This window comes from Pseudomonas sp. MHK4 (assembly GCF_054600775.1).
In genome coordinates this window covers 47,413-62,034 of the sequence record NZ_BAAIAK010000017.1, presented here as the reverse complement: position 1 = coordinate 62,034, position 14,622 = coordinate 47,413, and the positions used below count along the sequence as shown (strand labels likewise).

General features: G+C 61.1%; 11 protein-coding genes. 3 read left to right on the top strand and 8 right to left on the bottom strand.

Annotated elements, in window-relative coordinates:
• Window positions 1-26: 26 nt before the first annotated feature.
• Entirely contained in the window at window positions 27-671 is a 645-nt protein-coding gene (locus tag ACYP2Q_RS28635; protein WP_459733533.1) for a TetR/AcrR family transcriptional regulator, read from the bottom strand.
• A gap of 93 nt (window positions 672-764) precedes the next feature.
• Here ACYP2Q_RS28635 and ACYP2Q_RS28630 point away from each other — a divergent pair, with 93 nt between their 5' ends.
• A complete protein-coding gene (locus tag ACYP2Q_RS28630; protein ID WP_459733532.1) occupies window positions 765-1,865 on the top strand; it encodes an efflux RND transporter periplasmic adaptor subunit in 1,101 nt (366 codons plus the stop codon).
• A gap of 6 nt (window positions 1,866-1,871) precedes the next feature.
• Window positions 1,872-4,937: an efflux RND transporter permease subunit gene (locus tag ACYP2Q_RS28625; RefSeq protein WP_459733531.1), complete on the top strand. Its 3,066-nt coding sequence runs from the start codon at window positions 1,872-1,874 to the stop codon at window positions 4,935-4,937.
• A 98-nt stretch (window positions 4,938-5,035) separates the two neighbouring features.
• Here the strand turns inward: ACYP2Q_RS28625 and ACYP2Q_RS28620 are convergent, their stop codons facing one another.
• The 3 genes from ACYP2Q_RS28620 to plsB form a co-directional block, all read right to left on the bottom strand.
• A complete protein-coding gene (locus ACYP2Q_RS28620) occupies window positions 5,036-5,719 on the bottom strand; it encodes a DUF4197 domain-containing protein (protein WP_459733530.1) in 684 nt (227 codons plus the stop codon).
• Between the two features lie 109 nt (window positions 5,720-5,828).
• The gene (locus tag ACYP2Q_RS28615) at window positions 5,829-6,194 is read right to left on the bottom strand and encodes a YbaY family lipoprotein (protein WP_459733529.1); all 366 of its coding nucleotides are present in this window, start codon (window positions 6,192-6,194) and stop codon (window positions 5,829-5,831) included.
• A 139-nt stretch (window positions 6,195-6,333) separates the two neighbouring features.
• Window positions 6,334-8,832: a glycerol-3-phosphate 1-O-acyltransferase PlsB gene (gene plsB / locus ACYP2Q_RS28610; protein WP_459733528.1), complete on the bottom strand. Its 2,499-nt coding sequence runs from the start codon at window positions 8,830-8,832 to the stop codon at window positions 6,334-6,336.
• Window positions 8,833-8,997: 165 nt separating this feature from the next.
• Between plsB and ACYP2Q_RS28605 the strand changes: the two genes are divergently transcribed.
• Window positions 8,998-9,207, top strand: coding sequence for a cold-shock protein (locus ACYP2Q_RS28605; RefSeq protein ID WP_459733527.1), 210 nt, complete (start codon window positions 8,998-9,000; stop codon window positions 9,205-9,207).
• Window positions 9,208-9,371: 164 nt separating this feature from the next.
• Here ACYP2Q_RS28605 and ACYP2Q_RS28600 read toward each other — a convergent pair whose 3' ends face one another.
• The 4 genes from ACYP2Q_RS28600 to ACYP2Q_RS28585 all read right to left on the bottom strand — a co-directional run bounded on the left by ACYP2Q_RS28600 (window position 9,372) and on the right by ACYP2Q_RS28585 (window position 14,607).
• The gene (locus ACYP2Q_RS28600; RefSeq protein WP_046816499.1) at window positions 9,372-9,749 is read right to left on the bottom strand and encodes a hypothetical protein; all 378 of its coding nucleotides are present in this window, start codon (window positions 9,747-9,749) and stop codon (window positions 9,372-9,374) included.
• Window positions 9,750-9,833: 84 nt separating this feature from the next.
• On the bottom strand, window positions 9,834-10,643 hold the full coding sequence (locus ACYP2Q_RS28595) for a putative RNA methyltransferase (RefSeq protein ID WP_459733526.1): 810 nt from the start codon (window positions 10,641-10,643) through the stop codon (window positions 9,834-9,836).
• Window positions 10,643-11,794 carry a succinyl-diaminopimelate desuccinylase gene (dapE, locus tag ACYP2Q_RS28590; RefSeq protein WP_459733525.1) on the bottom strand — a complete coding sequence of 384 codons (1,152 nt, stop codon included), beginning with the start codon at window positions 11,792-11,794 and terminating at the stop codon, window positions 10,643-10,645. The genes ACYP2Q_RS28595 and dapE overlap by 1 nt, the downstream gene beginning before the upstream one ends.
• Before the next feature lie 221 nt (window positions 11,795-12,015).
• Complete coding sequence (locus ACYP2Q_RS28585; protein WP_459733524.1) at window positions 12,016-14,607, bottom strand: glycosyltransferase; 2,592 nt, start codon at window positions 14,605-14,607, stop codon at window positions 12,016-12,018.
• Window positions 14,608-14,622 lie beyond the last annotated feature (15 nt).

Below are 14,622 nucleotides of genomic sequence, written 5' to 3'. Positions count from 1 at the left end.
GCGTCGGTGCAGTCACTGCAAATCCATCAGGCTGACTCAGGCCGATAAGCCCGCATGAACAACCCCACCACTTCCTGCACATGGCTCTCGGCCGCATCGCCGGTCAGCGGCTCACCGCAGCCATAAAGCAGCCGAAAATTCGCCGCGCCCTTGAGCAGGCAGAAGAAGTGTTCCGCCGCGTTGCGCGGTTTATCGATACTCAACACGCCAATTTCGTCGATCCGCGCCAGCAACCGCTCCATGCCATGCAGCATGCGCTGTGGTCCGGCCTCGAAGAAGATCAGCGAGAGTTTCGGGTCCTGGCTGCCCAGGGCCATGATCAACCGGTGCAGGTTCACCGACTCGTCGCTGTTGATCAGCTGGTGAAAGCCGCGGGCGATGTTCAGCAGCACCGTTTGCACGGCCACGCCTTCGGGCAATTCAAAGAACAGCGACGGCAATTGCTCCTCGCACTTGGCCACCACGGCAGCGGAGAACAGCGTCTCCTTGTCGTTGAAGTGGCTGTAGACCGTCAGCTTCGACACCCCGGCCTGCGCTGCAACGGCATCCATGCTGGTGTTGGCGTAGCCCTTGGTCAGAAACAGCGTTTTCGCTGCATCGAGAATTGCCTGGCGCTTGGCCAGATCCTTGGGGCGGCCCGGGCCATTGGGTGCTGAAAGATTGTTCGGCATATTCGCTTTTATTACTGGACTGGTGAGTTTGCTATTAATAACATACTCGTCAGTATAATTATTCCAAGCACCATTGGCGAAAGGTCCTTCACCATGTTCCGCTATGCCTTGCCCCTCGCGTTGCCAGTCAGCCTGGCGTTCTTATTGACCGCGTGTGGTCACGAGGAGGCGCCTGCGGTCAGCGTGCGCCCGGCCATGGTGGTCCAGCCAGAGCCTTCGACCCAGGTGATGGAAAGTTATCCAGGTGAAGTGCGCGCCCGTTTTGAACCGGACCTGGCCTTCCGCATAGGCGGCAAAGTCAGCCGACGACTGGTCGACGAAGGGCAGCGGGTCAAGGCCGATCAACCGCTGGCGGAACTCGACCCCCAGGACGTGCGCCTGCAACTGGAAGCCACCCGCGCCCAGGTCGCGGCCGCCGAGGCCAACCTGAACATGGTGCGCGCCGAACGTGATCGTTACAAAACCCTGATGGAACGTCAGCTGGTCAGCCGCTCGCAGTACGACAATCATGAAAACCTGTACCGCTCCGGTGAAGCGCGCCTTAAACAGATCAAGGCCGAATTCAACGTCTCGACCAATCAGGCCAGTTACGCGGTATTGCGCGCGCCGCAGGATGGCATCGTTGCCAAGCGTGCGGTGGAAGTCGGGCAAGTGGTCGCGGCCGGGCAAACGGTGTTCACCCTGGCCACCGATGGCGAGCGTGAAGTGTTGATCAGCCTGCCGGAGCAAAGCTTCGGCCGCTTCAAGGTCGGCCAGCCGGTGGCGGTGGAGTTGTGGACGCAACCTGATCAACGCTTCGCCGGACACATCCGCGAGCTGTCGCCGGCCGCTGATCCCAAGTCCCGCACCTTCGCTGCACGTATCGCCTTCAATGCCGGCAAGGTGCCGGCCGAACTCGGCCAGAGCGCCCGTGTCTTCGTGCAGACGGCCGAAGCCGTGGCGTTGTCGGTGCCACTGTCAGCGCTGACTGCGGAAAACGGCGTGACCTACGTCTGGGTCGTCAGCGCCAACAACACCTTGAAGAAGACCCCGGTGCGGGTCGGCGCCTTCGGTGAGAAAACCGTTCCGGTGCTCGAAGGCCTCAATGCCAGCGACTGGGTGGTGGCCGCCGGCGTCCATGTGCTTCTCGACGGGCAGGCCGTACGCCCGGTGGATCGCTCCAACCGCGTGGTCAATCTGGCGGACAAGGAGTAATCCCCGATGGGTTTCAATCTTTCCGCCTGGGCACTGCGCAATCGCCAGATCGTCCTGTTCCTGATGCTTTTGCTGGCGATCGTCGGCGCACTGTCCTACACCAAGCTGGGTCAAAGCGAAGACCCTCCATTCACCTTCAAGGCCATGGTCATCCGCACCAACTGGCCGGGAGCGACCGCGCAGGAAGTCTCGCGGCAGGTCACCGAACGCATTGAAAAGAAGCTGATGGAAACCGGCGAGTACGAGCGCATCGTGTCGTTCTCCCGCCCGGGTGAATCCCAGGTGACGTTCATCGCCCGTGACTCCATGCACTCGGTGGAGATCCCGGAACTTTGGTATCAGGTGCGCAAGAAGGTCAGCGACATTCGTCATACTTTGCCGCCGGGCATTCAAGGGCCGTTCTTCAACGATGAATTCGGCACCACCTTCGGCAATATCTACGCGCTGACCGGCGAGGGTTTCGATTACGCCGTGCTCAAGGACTACGCCGACCGCATCCAGATCCAGCTGCAGCGGGTCAAGGACGTGGGCAAGGTCGACCTGCTCGGCTTGCAGGACGAAAAGATCTGGATCGAGTTGTCCAACGTCAAGCTCGCCACCCTCGGGCTGCCCTTGGCGGCGGTGCAACAAGCCCTTGAAGAACAGAATGCGGTGTCCACCGCCGGCTTCTTTGAAACCACCAGCGAGCGATTGCAGCTACGGGTCTCGGGGAATTTTCAGACGGTCGAAGAGATCAAGAACTTCCCGATTCGCGTCGGCGATCGGACGTTCCGCATTTCGGATGTCGCCAACGTGCGTCGCGGCTTCAACGATCCACCGGCACCGCGCATGCGCTTCATGGCTGAAGACGCCATCGGCCTTGCCGTGGCGATGAAGGACGGTGGTGACATCCTGGTGCTGGGCAAGGCCCTGGAAATCGAGTTTGCCCGCATCCAGAAGAATCTCCCGGCCGGCATGCAATTGCGCAAGGTCTCCGACCAACCGGCCGCGGTGAAAACCGGGGTCGGCGAGTTCGTCCAGGTGTTGGTCGAAGCGCTGGCCATCGTGTTGCTGGTGAGCTTCTTCTCCCTCGGTGTGCGCACCGGCATGGTGGTGGCCCTGGCCATTCCGCTGGTGCTGGCGATGACGTTCGCCTGCATGTATTACCTGGGGATTGGCCTGCACAAGATTTCCCTCGGCGCACTGGTGTTGGCGCTGGGCTTGCTGGTGGACGACGCCATCATCGCCGTGGAAATGATGGCGATCAAAATGGAGCAGGGCTTCGACCGGATCAAGGCGGCGAGCTATGCCTGGACCAGTACCGCCTTCCCGATGCTCACCGGCACGCTGATCACCGCCGCCGGTTTCCTGCCGATCGCCACCGCGCAATCGGGCACCGGCGAATACACCCGTTCGATTTTCGAAGTGGTGACCATTGCGCTGCTGGCATCCTGGGTGGCGGCGGTGCTCTTCGTGCCGTACCTGGGGGAAAAACTCCTGCCGGACCTGGCGAAAATTCATGCAGCCAAACACGGAGCCGGCCAACCCGATCCCTACGCTACGCCGTTTTATCAGCGCGTTCGGCACCTGGTGGAATGGTGCGTGCGCTGGCGTAAAACCGTGATCACCGCGACCGTGGTGCTGTTCATTGCCTCCATCGTGCTGTTCCGCTTCGTGCCGCAACAGTTCTTCCCGGCCTCCGGCCGTTTGGAGTTGATGGTCGACCTGAAGCTGGCCGAAGGCGCATCCCTGAGCAATACGGCCGAAGAGGTCAAGCGCCTCGAAGCGTTGCTCAAGGACAAAGCCGGAATCGACAACTACGTGGCCTACGTCGGCACCGGTTCGCCGCGTTTTTACCTGCCGTTGGATCAGCAGCTGCCCGCCGCGAGCTTCGCCCAGTTTGTCGTCCTGGCGAAAACCATCGAGGATCGCGAACCCCTGCGCACCTGGCTGATCACCACCCTCAACGAACAATTCCCGGCCTTGCGCTCGCGGGTCACGCGCCTGGAAAACGGCCCGCCGGTTGGCTATCCGGTGCAATTCCGGGTGACCGGTGAGCACATCGAGGAAGTCCGCGCACTGGCCCGCAAGGTCGCGGCCAAGGTTCGCGAAAATCCCCATGTGGTCAACGTCCACCTGGACTGGGAAGAGCCTAGCAAGGTGGTGTACCTGAACATCGATCAGGACCGTGCGCGGGCACTGGGTGTGAGCACGGCGAACCTGTCTAAGTTCTTGCAGAGCTCGCTGACCGGTTCCAGCGTCAGCCAGTACCGCGAAGACAACGAGTTGATCGAGATCCTGTTGCGCGGCACCTTGCATGAGCGCACCGAGCTGTCGCTGCTGCCAAGCCTGGCGGTGCCGACCGACAATGGTCGCAGCGTGGCCCTGTCGCAGATTGCGACGCTGGAATACGGCTTCGAAGAAGGCGTGATCTGGCACCGCAATCGCCTGCCCAATGTCACTGTACGTGCCGACATCTATGGCAAGGAGCAACCGGCGACTTTGGTGCAGCAGATCATGCCGACACTTGATCCGATCCGCGCTGAACTGCCCGACGGCTACTTGCTGGATGTCGGCGGTACCGTGGAAGACTCTGCACGCGGGCAGAACTCGGTGAAGGCTGGCGTGCCGTTGTTCATCGTTGTGGTGTTGACCTTGCTGATGCTGCAGTTGCGCAGTTTCTCACGCACGGCAATGGTGTTCCTGACGGCGCCCTTGGGCTTGATCGGGGTGACGCTGTTCCTGATGGTGTTCCGCCAGCCGTTCGGCTTCGTGGCCATGCTCGGGACCATCGCGTTGTCGGGGATGATCATGCGTAACTCGGTGATCCTGGTGGATCAGATCGAGCAGGACATCGCTGCCGGGTTGAAGCCCTGGCAGGCAATCATCGAGGCTACGGTGCGGCGGTTCCGGCCGATTGTGTTGACGGCACTGGCGGCTGTTCTGGCCATGATTCCGCTGTCGCGCAGTGTGTTCTTCGGGCCGATGGCGGTGGCGATCATGGGCGGCTTGATTGTGGCGACGGCGTTGACGCTGTTGTTCCTGCCGGCATTGTATGCGGCCTGGTTCCGGATCAAGAAAGAACCGGCCTGACGTGCTGGATCACCTTGACCCGCAGCAATAGACAACGAAATAACCCGCTGACCTTCACAGGTTCAGCGGGCTTTTCTGGTGTAGCCGTCAGCTAAAAATTACAAAGTACCAAACACCTTCTTGGCCAAACTGGTCGCCGCAGCCGCCGGGTTCTGGCGGATGGTTTCTTCCTGTTTGCCGATCATCTCGAACAAGCCGTTCAACGCCTGTTCGGTCACATAGTTTTCGACGTTGGCGTTCTTTGCGTCGATCACGCCCATGGTCGCGGCTTGGCCGGCGAACGAGTTGTATTGTTGGGCCAGGCCAACCTGGTCGGTGGCTTGCTTGACGATTGGCAAGAACTTGGCGCGGATTTGTTCGCGGCTGGTCTTGTTCAGGTATTGGGTGGCTGAGTCATTGCCGCCGCTGAGAATGCCCTTGGCGTCTGCAACGGACATTTTCTTCACTGCGTCGACGAGGATCGGCTGGGCCTGGGTCACGGCGGTTTCCGCCGCTTTGTTCATGCTGGTTTCCAGTTGATCGACTTGATCACCCATGCCGAACTGTTTCATTTTGCTGGCGACTTTGCCCAGTTTGCCCGGCAGTTCGATCTTTACGTCCGGGTTGTTGCTGAAGCCGCCCGGGGTGCCGAGTTGTTTCACGGCCAGTTGCGCGCCTTGGGTCAGGGCGTCCTTGAGTCCGCCGGTGGCGTCTTTCTGCGACAGGTCGCTGAGGGACAGCGCGAAGGCGCTGGCAGAAATCATCAAACCTGCGCACAGGGCGGTAAAACGGAGTTTTTTCATGAGGCGGATCCTTGTCATTGGCGCCTGAAGAAGAGCGGCGCCAACGACAATTTAACGGATTTTGCCAGCAATATCGCCTCGCAAACTGTTTCAGGCACCTGGCATCACGTCAGGCATCCGGTTGCGCAATCGCGGCGATGTTATCGACCCGTATGTCCAGTGGTTGCAGATAGTCGACACCCAACTCTACCGGGAAGTGTTCAGTGTTGATAAAGATCAGCCGTCCTTCGCTTTCGATTTGTGCACTGATTGCATAGGTGTGACCTGCCTGGATATCCGCGGTGCTGTATTCCAGGTTGAAACTCAACCCGGCGGTTTCAGCATTGCGGATAACCTGGGTGGCAAGTTGCTTGGCCGGGGCATCAGCCACAGAGACATCCTGCAGGCTGACTTGAAGTGTGGAGTTCGGTGCCAGCCCGATCTTTCGCAGGTAGTGAACGGTACCGCTGATGCTCTTGGTGTTTTCGTTACTCATCATGATTTCCTTATCCAATGATTCGTCGAAGATGACGAGCGCCAAGCATAGGGGTTGAGGTAGGCAAACTCTTGTAGGTAATTTCTGCAAATCCGCGACGAATCTTCCTGAACATCCGTGTTCAGGGGCCTCAGGGATATCAGGGTGCAGTGGATGGCAGTTGATCCGCCGCATCTTCACTGCGATGCAACGCCACCTGACGGATCGACAAGCGAATCTCCGCCGGCAACACCCGCTTCGCCGCGCCTTCTGCCAATTCGCCGAGCAGCTCGTGATAGCTCAGCTTGCCCGTCTCGTCGCGCTTGAATACTTCAAGGTCGAGCATCGTCTGGATGAAGTGGCGGAACAGGCTCTTGTCGAAGAATTCCGGGGCGTTCAGGCCATGCAGGATCGACAGACGCTGGGCCATGACCGTGCACAGGTCTTCCAGTTCTTCGGCGCTGATGCTGTTCTGGCCGCTGTTGAGCAGCAGGGACACGGTCATGTAGAAGCGCTGCAAGGTCTGGGCGATGCTTTTCGACAATAGCGTCAGCAGCACGAAGTGTCGTGAGCTTGGCGCCGGGCGCAAGTAGACGTCATTTTCGAAGCGCAGCAGGCCTTGCTCGACGAAGGCTTGCAGCCATTGGTCGATCACCGCATCGAGTTCGTCCAGCGACCAGCGAATGAACAACTCCGCTTGCAGGTAGGGGTACAGCGCACGGGTGTAGCGCAGGATCTGTTCGCGGCTCATGCGCGATGCGCTCTGGAAGAAACTCGCCAGCAGCGCCGGCAGCGCAAAGATGTGCAGTACGTTGTTGCGATAGTAGGTCATCAGGACGGCGTTCTGCTCGTCCAGATAGAGAATTTTGCCCAGGGCGTCGCTTTGCTCCGAGAGCAAGTCCATGTCCTTCACATGCTCGATCAACGCTCGACCGTCACCGTCCGGTAGCGTGGTGTGCGGCGAGTACGGAACCTTGCGCAACAACGCCAGGTACAGGTCGAGGACCCGTGCCATGGCGCGGTCGTCCAGGGCCAGGCGGCTGGTGGACAGCAGTGCCAGCGCGACCAGGTTGACCGGGTTGATCGCCGCCGCTTCGTTCAAGTGCTGGGCGACTTTTTCACCGAGGCGGTTGGTGGTTTCATTGAGCCAGGCCGGTTTGAACTGCGGGCCCAGTTCCTGCTTGCGCCAGTCCGGCTGCTCGCTGTCGAGAAATTCCGCGAGTTTGATCGGCTCCCCGAAGTTCACCGCGACTTGACCGAAGCGCTGCTTGAGCGCGCCGATGACTTTGAAGATGTCGAAGATCGATTCTTTCTTCTTGGTCGCGCCACGCAACTCGCCCAGGTAAGTGCGGCCTTCCAGCACGCGCTCGTAGCCGATGTACACCGGCACGAAGACGATGGGCATGCGCGACGAACGCAGGAAGCTGCGCAGGGTGATCGCCAGCATCCCGGTCTTCGGCTGCAGCATGCGCCCGGTGCGCGACCGACCGCCCTCGACGAAGTACTCCACCGGGAAGCCCTTGGTGAACAGGGTGTGCAGGTATTCGTTGAACACCGAGGTGTACAGCGGGTTGCCCTTGAACGTGCGGCGCATGAAGAACGCGCCGCCACGGCGCAGCAGGCTGCCGATCACCGGCATGTTCAGGTTGATGCCGGCGGCGATGTGCGGCGGGGTCAAACCGTTGCGAAACAGCAGGTACGACAGCAACAGGTAGTCGATATGGCTGCGGTGGCAGGGTACGTAGATCACTTCGTGACCCTGGGCGACTTTCTGCACGCCTTCGATGTGGTTGACCTTGATGCCGTCGTAGATCTTGTTCCAGAACCAGCTCAGCACCACTTCCAGGAAACGGATCGCGGTGTAGGTGTAGTCCGAGGCGATCTCGTTGCCGTAGCGTAGGGCCTGGGCCTTGGCTTTCTCCGGCGAGATGTTCTCGCGCTCGGCTTCGTCGAGGATCGCTTGCCTGACCAGGGGCTGATTGACCAGGCCCTTGACCAGGTTGCGGCGGTGGGAAATGTCCGGGCCGATCACTGCGGCTTTGAGGTTGCGGAAATGCACTCGAAGGATGCGCTGGGCCATGCGCACGGTGCGCTCGTGGCCCTTGTTGTGCTCGATCAGTTCGCGCAGGTGAATCGGCGCGGAGAACTGCACGCGGGTCTTGCGTCCCAGCACGATGATGCTGAGCAAGCGACGCAGGCGTCCGGTGACTGCCCAGCTGTCGGCGAACAACAGTTTCCATGGACTGTTTTCGCTGTCCGGCGACTGGCCCCAGAACACGCTGACCGGAATGATCTGCGCGTCTTCGGCGGCGTTCTGGCTCAAGGCGCTGACCAGGCGGGTCAGGGTGGGTGGCGCGCCGCGCTTGTCCTGGCGGCCGAGCCAGTCAGGGTCCGGGGTCAGGTAGAAGAACGCCGCCGGCTCCAGCAGGTTGCCCACCGATACCGGCAACACCGGGCGCGGCAGGCCGGCCTTGGTGCATTCGGTGTCGACCACGGCAAGGTCAGTCAGCGAAGGGTTTTGCAGGACGTAGAACACCGGACGACTGCGGTCGAGGTTGAGGGTGAACGACGACTGGTTGATCGTCTCCGAGCGAACCCAGAGGTACAACAGTCGGCGCAGGGTGCCAAACACAAGACGGCGGAACGGGGAGCGGGTCATACGGCTTCTGCGTGAGTGAATAAAACCGAGCAATTGCTCGGGTGGTCGATAGTGTGCCGGATTCGCTGAAAATCGGCAAAAAAGCAGTCAACCAATCTGTAGTTGAGAGTTTCTGTGCCTGTCATATACTCGGCCGCTCAAAATAAAAACAATGGGGGTACTGAAATGGCTACGCGCGAAACCGGCAGTGTGAAGTGGTTCAACGATGCCAAGGGCTACGGCTTCATTCAACGCGAGGACGGGGTGGACGTGTTCGTGCATTACCGCGCGATTCGCGGCGAAGGGCATCGTTCGCTGACCGAAGGCCAGCAGGTTGAATATGGGGTGGTGACCGGCGAGAAGGGCTTGCAGGCTGAGGATGTGATTGGTTTGTAAACGGACCCTGTAGGAGCTGGCTTGCCAGCGAAGGCGGTGTGCCTGAAAAACCGCGTCGTCTGATTCGCCCGCAAGCCGGCTCCTACAGAACTCAGGGACACCGCGCTTTCCCGTATTCGCGCGTCATCGTTGACGACCTTCGCGAGCAAGCTCGCTCCTACACGTTATGCGGTCTTCCAGGTGATCTCTTCTTCACCATCGGCGCTGATGCGAATCCAGCGATCCGCCGTCTCTTCACCTTCTTCCTCGACCCAGCTACCCGGTGCGCAGCGCACTTCGACGTTCAGCGCGGCGAACGCGGCGCGGGCGCAGGCGATGTCGTCGTCCCACGGCGTCTGATCGCTTTCCAGGTACAGACTGTTCCACTTTCCTACGGCCTTGGGCAACCAGGTCACTGGCACGTTGCCCGCCTTGCACTTGTAGGTCTGGCCTTTCTGTACCCAGTCGGTGCAAGGGCCCAGTGCCGTGCCGAGCCAGGCCGAGATGGCCTTGTGGTCGACGTCGGCGTCTTTGAGGTAAATCTCGATATCGGGTTGGCGCATGGATGTCCTCACTGCGTGTCTGAAAAATCCATTCGCGGATTTAGCCGGCCCCGGGCCGTTGCCCGAGACCAAAAATGTTTGAAGTTATTGAAGTACGAAATAATCGTAGCGCATCGACACGGTGACCTCGAAGGGTTCGACCTGCTCGATGACCGCAGCCCGGCGTTCGGCACTGGCGCGCCAGCCGTGGGGCGTCATGGCCAACAGGTTCGCCCGGTCCTGGCCGCTGGCAAGCGTCAGTTTGAATGTCAGGGTTTCGCTGTGCGCCAGCGCCATGCCTTCGGGCACCAGATCCAGGTGCTTGTCGTCGATGTACTCGCGGACTTCGTCGTACAGCCGCTCGCGCAGTTCCATCAGGTGGCCGCTGGTCGGTCCGACTTTCATCAGGCCGCCGCCGGGGCTGAGCAGGCGCTTGGCTTCGTCCCAATCCAGCGGGCTGAAGACGCTGGCGAGGAACTGACAGCTGCCCGACGCCAGTGGCACGCGGGCCATGCTGGCGATCAACCAGGTGAGCCCGGGGTTGCGTTTGCAGGCACGCTTGACCGCTTCCCGGGAGATGTCCAGGGCGTAGCCGTCGGCGTTGGGCAAGGCGTCGGCGATTTGCGCGGTGTAGTAGCCCTCGCCGCAGCCGATGTCGACCCAGCGCTGTGGCGCGTAACCGGCTGCCAGCTCCGCCAGGCGCTTGGCCACCGGCGCGTAATGGCCGGCGTTGAGGAAGTCACGGCGGGCTTGGACCATTGCCTGGTTATCCCCAGGGTCACGGCTGTTCTTGTGCTGCACCGGCAACAGGTTCAGGTAACCCTGGCGCGCGCGGTCGAAACGATGCCCGGCGGGGCAGGCCACGCCATTGTCCACCGCGCCCAGCGGTTCGCTGCAGATCGGACACGCGAGCATCAGGCGAGCAACTTGATCAGGGTCTGGTAGTAGATCTCGGTTAGCACGTCGAGGTCTGCGGCCAGTACGCGTTCGTTGACCTGGTGGATGGTCGCGTTGACCGGCCCCAGTTCAACCACTTGCGTGCCCATGGTCGCGATGAAGCGGCCATCGGAAGTACCGCCGCTGGTGGACGCCTTGGTTTCCCGACCGGTGATGTCCTTGATGCTCGAAGACACCGCATCGAGCAGCGCGCCCGGTTCGGTGAGGAACGGCAGGCCCGACAATGCCCAGTCGATGTGCCAGTCCAGGCCGTGCTTGTCGAGGATGTCGGCGACGCGCTTTTGCAGGCCTTCGACGGTGGACTCGGTGGAGAAGCGGAAGTTGAACACGGCAACCAGGTCACCCGGGATCACGTTGGTCGCACCGGTGCCGGAGTTGACATTGGAAATCTGGAAACTGGTTGGCGGGAAGAAGTCGTTGCCGTGGTCCCAATGCTCGGCGGCCAGTTCCGCCAGCGCCGGAGCGGCGAGGTGGATCGGGTTCTTCGCCAGGTGCGGATAGGCCACATGGCCCTGCACACCGCGCACGGTCAGCTTGGCGCCGAGGGAGCCGCGACGACCGTTCTTGACCACGTCACCGACCAGGGTGGTGCTCGACGGTTCCCCGACGATGCACCAGTCCAGGCGCTCCTTGCGCGCAGCCAGGCGTTCAATCACCGCCTTGGTGCCGTGATGCGCCGGGCCTTCTTCATCGCTGGTGATCAGGAAGGCAACCTTGCCCTTGTGATCCGGGTAGTCGGCGACGAAACGCTCGGCGGCCACGGTCATCGACGCCAGGCTGCCTTTCATGTCCGCCGCGCCACGGCCACAGAGCATGCCGTGCTCGTCGATCACCGCGTTGAACGGGTCGATCTGCCAGGCCGTCACCGGGCCGGTCGGTACCACGTCGGTGTGGCCGGCGAAGCACAGCACCGGGCCATCGTGTTTGCCGTGGGTGGCCCAGAAGTTATCCACATCTTCGATGCGCATCGGTTCCAGGGCAAAGCCGGCATCGCCCAGGCGCTGCATCATCTGCTTCTGGCAATCGGCGTCGACCGGGGTCACGGACGGACGGCGGATCAGGTCGATGGCGAGTTGAAGGGTCGGCGAAAGGTCGGCGTGGGCCGTCATGGAAAACTCCGGAAGCTGTAAATGTGTAGGAGCGAGCTTGCTCGCGATGGACGTTAACGATTACGCGTGCGATTTGGATGACCGCGTTGCCCTTACGTTTCTCGCGAGCAGGCTCGCTCCTACAGGTATTGGGCTTGGCCCTTGAACCAGCCCCGCAAAATGGCGGTTATCTTAAAGCAAAACGGCGACCATTGGCCGCCGTTTAGTGCATCCGGGCTGATTTAAACCACGGGTGCCGTTTGCGCCTCGACCGACGGCTTGGGCAGAGACGACAGGAACGCCATTATCAGCGCGGCCAGGTATGGCAGCGACTGCACCAGCAACATGGTCACCCAGAAGCGCATGTCGTTGCTCGGCATGCCGTTCACCAGGTAGATCCCCAGGGCTGCGCCCCACAACAGCAGCATGATGAACAGCTCTTCGCGAGCCTCGGAAATCGCCACCCAGAAGCCGTGGTTATCGGCGTTCTTGGGCGTGCGGAAGAACGGAATGCTGCTGGTGAAGAAACCGTACAGCACCGCCTTGGCGATGGTGTGCGACAACGCCAGCCCGGCCAGCGCCGCGCAGAATGCATCCTTGAGGTTCACGCCCACCGCACGACGGTAGAGGAAGATGATCTTGCCGACCTTGAACACGAACAGCGCCAGGGGCGGGATGGCGAAAATCAGCAGCGGCGGGTCGACCCGTTGTGGCACGATGATCATCGCCGCCGACCACAACAGCGCGCCGACGGTGAAGAAGATGTTCATGCCATCGGCTACCCACGGCAACCAGCCCGCGAGGAAGTGGTAGCGCTGGCCGCGCGTCAGCTCGGTGTCCTTGCCGCGCAGCAGGCTGGCGGTGTGGCGCTTGATGATCTGGATCGCGCCGTAGGCCCAGCGGAAACGCTGTTTCTTGAAGTCGATGAAGGTGTCGGGCATCAAGCCCTTGCCGTAGCTGTCGTGGTAATACGCCGCCGACAGGCCTTTTTCAAACACCCGCAGACCGAGTTCGGCGTCTTCGCAGATGCACCAGTCGGCCCAACCCAGTTCTTCGAGCACCGAGCGGCGGGTCATGGTCATGGTGCCATGCTGGATGATCGCGTCACGGTCGTTGCGGGTGACCATGCCGATGTGGAAGAAACCTTTGTACTCGGCGTAGCAGAGCCTCTTGAAGGTACTTTCGTTCTGGTCGCGGTAGTCCTGCGGCGACTGCACCACGGCGATCTTCGGATCGGCGAAATGCGGCACCATGTGCTTGAGCCAGTTGGGGTGCACGCAGTAGTCGGAGTCGATCACCGCGATCACTTCGGCGTCCTTGGCGGTGTGCGGAATCAGGTAGTTCAGCGCACCGCCCTTGAAACCGGCCAAGGGCGCGACGTGGAAGAACTTGAAGCGCGGGCCGAGGGTTTCGCAGTAATCGCGCACCGGTTCCCAGACCGCAGGGTCCTTGGTGTTGTTGTCGATGATCAGGACTTCGAAGTCGGGATAGTCGAGTTTGGCCAGGGCGTTGAGGGTCTGTTTGACCATCTCCGGCGGTTCGTTGTAGCAAGGCACGTGGATCGACACTTTCGGACGGTAGCTCGAGTCGCCCTCCACCGGCAGGAACTCGCGCCGGCGCTTGTGCACCCACACGGCTTCGGCCAGTTCATGGGCCTCGGTCAGCAACACGATGAACACCCCGAGCGCACCAAGGGCGAGCAGGAACCCCACTGTCAGGCTGAACCAGGTGCTGTATTGCTGGCTGTAGTCATAACCGATCCACACCAGCACCGAACCGCAGAGAAACGCGATGAAGGTCAGGAAGGTCCGGCCGCGTTGACGCAGGGCCGAACCGTCGATCATCAACAGGGTCAGTGACAGCAAGGCCAGCACCACCGAGCCGATGGCCAGCACGCGCCATTGCGGAATGGCGACCACCGGGCCTTCGAAGTTGAATTTCTGTTGGCGCGCGGCGTTGAACACGCCCCAATAAGCACCCACCGAGCCTTCGTCACTGGCCTTCCACGGCTGGTCGAACGCTTCGATCACGAAGTAGTTGAAGCCTTGGCGATTGAGCTTGTTGACCAGGGTTCGCAGGTAGATGGCCTGGTCTGCCGGCGACGCATCGGCGCCCCCGCGCATGCGGCCGTTGCTCGGCCAGCCCACCTCGGAGAGCAGCAGCGGTTTTTTCGGGAACATCTTTTTCAGGTCGCGGGCGCGATCGAGGACAAACTGCCCGGCCTTGTCCATCGGGATGAATTCCCAGTACGGCAGTACGTGGGCGGCGATCAGGTCGACGTGCTTGGCCAGTTCAGGGTGTTCTTCCCAGACGTGCCACTGTTCGGACGTGGTCACCGGTACCTTCACGGCAGCGCGGACGCGGTCGAGCAGGACGCTGAGTTCCTGGGCAGTGATTTCCTTGCGAAAGAGCGCTTCGTTACCGACCACCACGCGAACCACGCTGCGCGAGGAGTTGGCGATGTCGATGGCGCGGGTGATTTCGCGCTCGTTGCGCTCCTGGTCCGGGCTGATCCAGATCCCCAGCGTCACTCGCAGGCCAAACTCTTCCGCCAGCTTGGGAATGTTCTCCAGCGTACCGTCGACCGAGTAAGTACGGATGTTGTCCGTCAACTTGCTCATGATCTCCAGGTCACGACGCATTTGATCGTCGGTCGGGTACTGCTCCTTCTGTGGGAATTGACCCTGCTGGAAAGGTGAGTACGAGAAGCCGGAGATCTGTTCGGGCCAGTTGGGGGCGGTCACCGGGCGGTTGATCAGCGCCCAGAAGCCGGTAAACAAGGCAGCGATGGCGAGCACCACCACCAGGTTGAGTCCAAATTTACGCGATGACATAGCTATTTCGGGTTC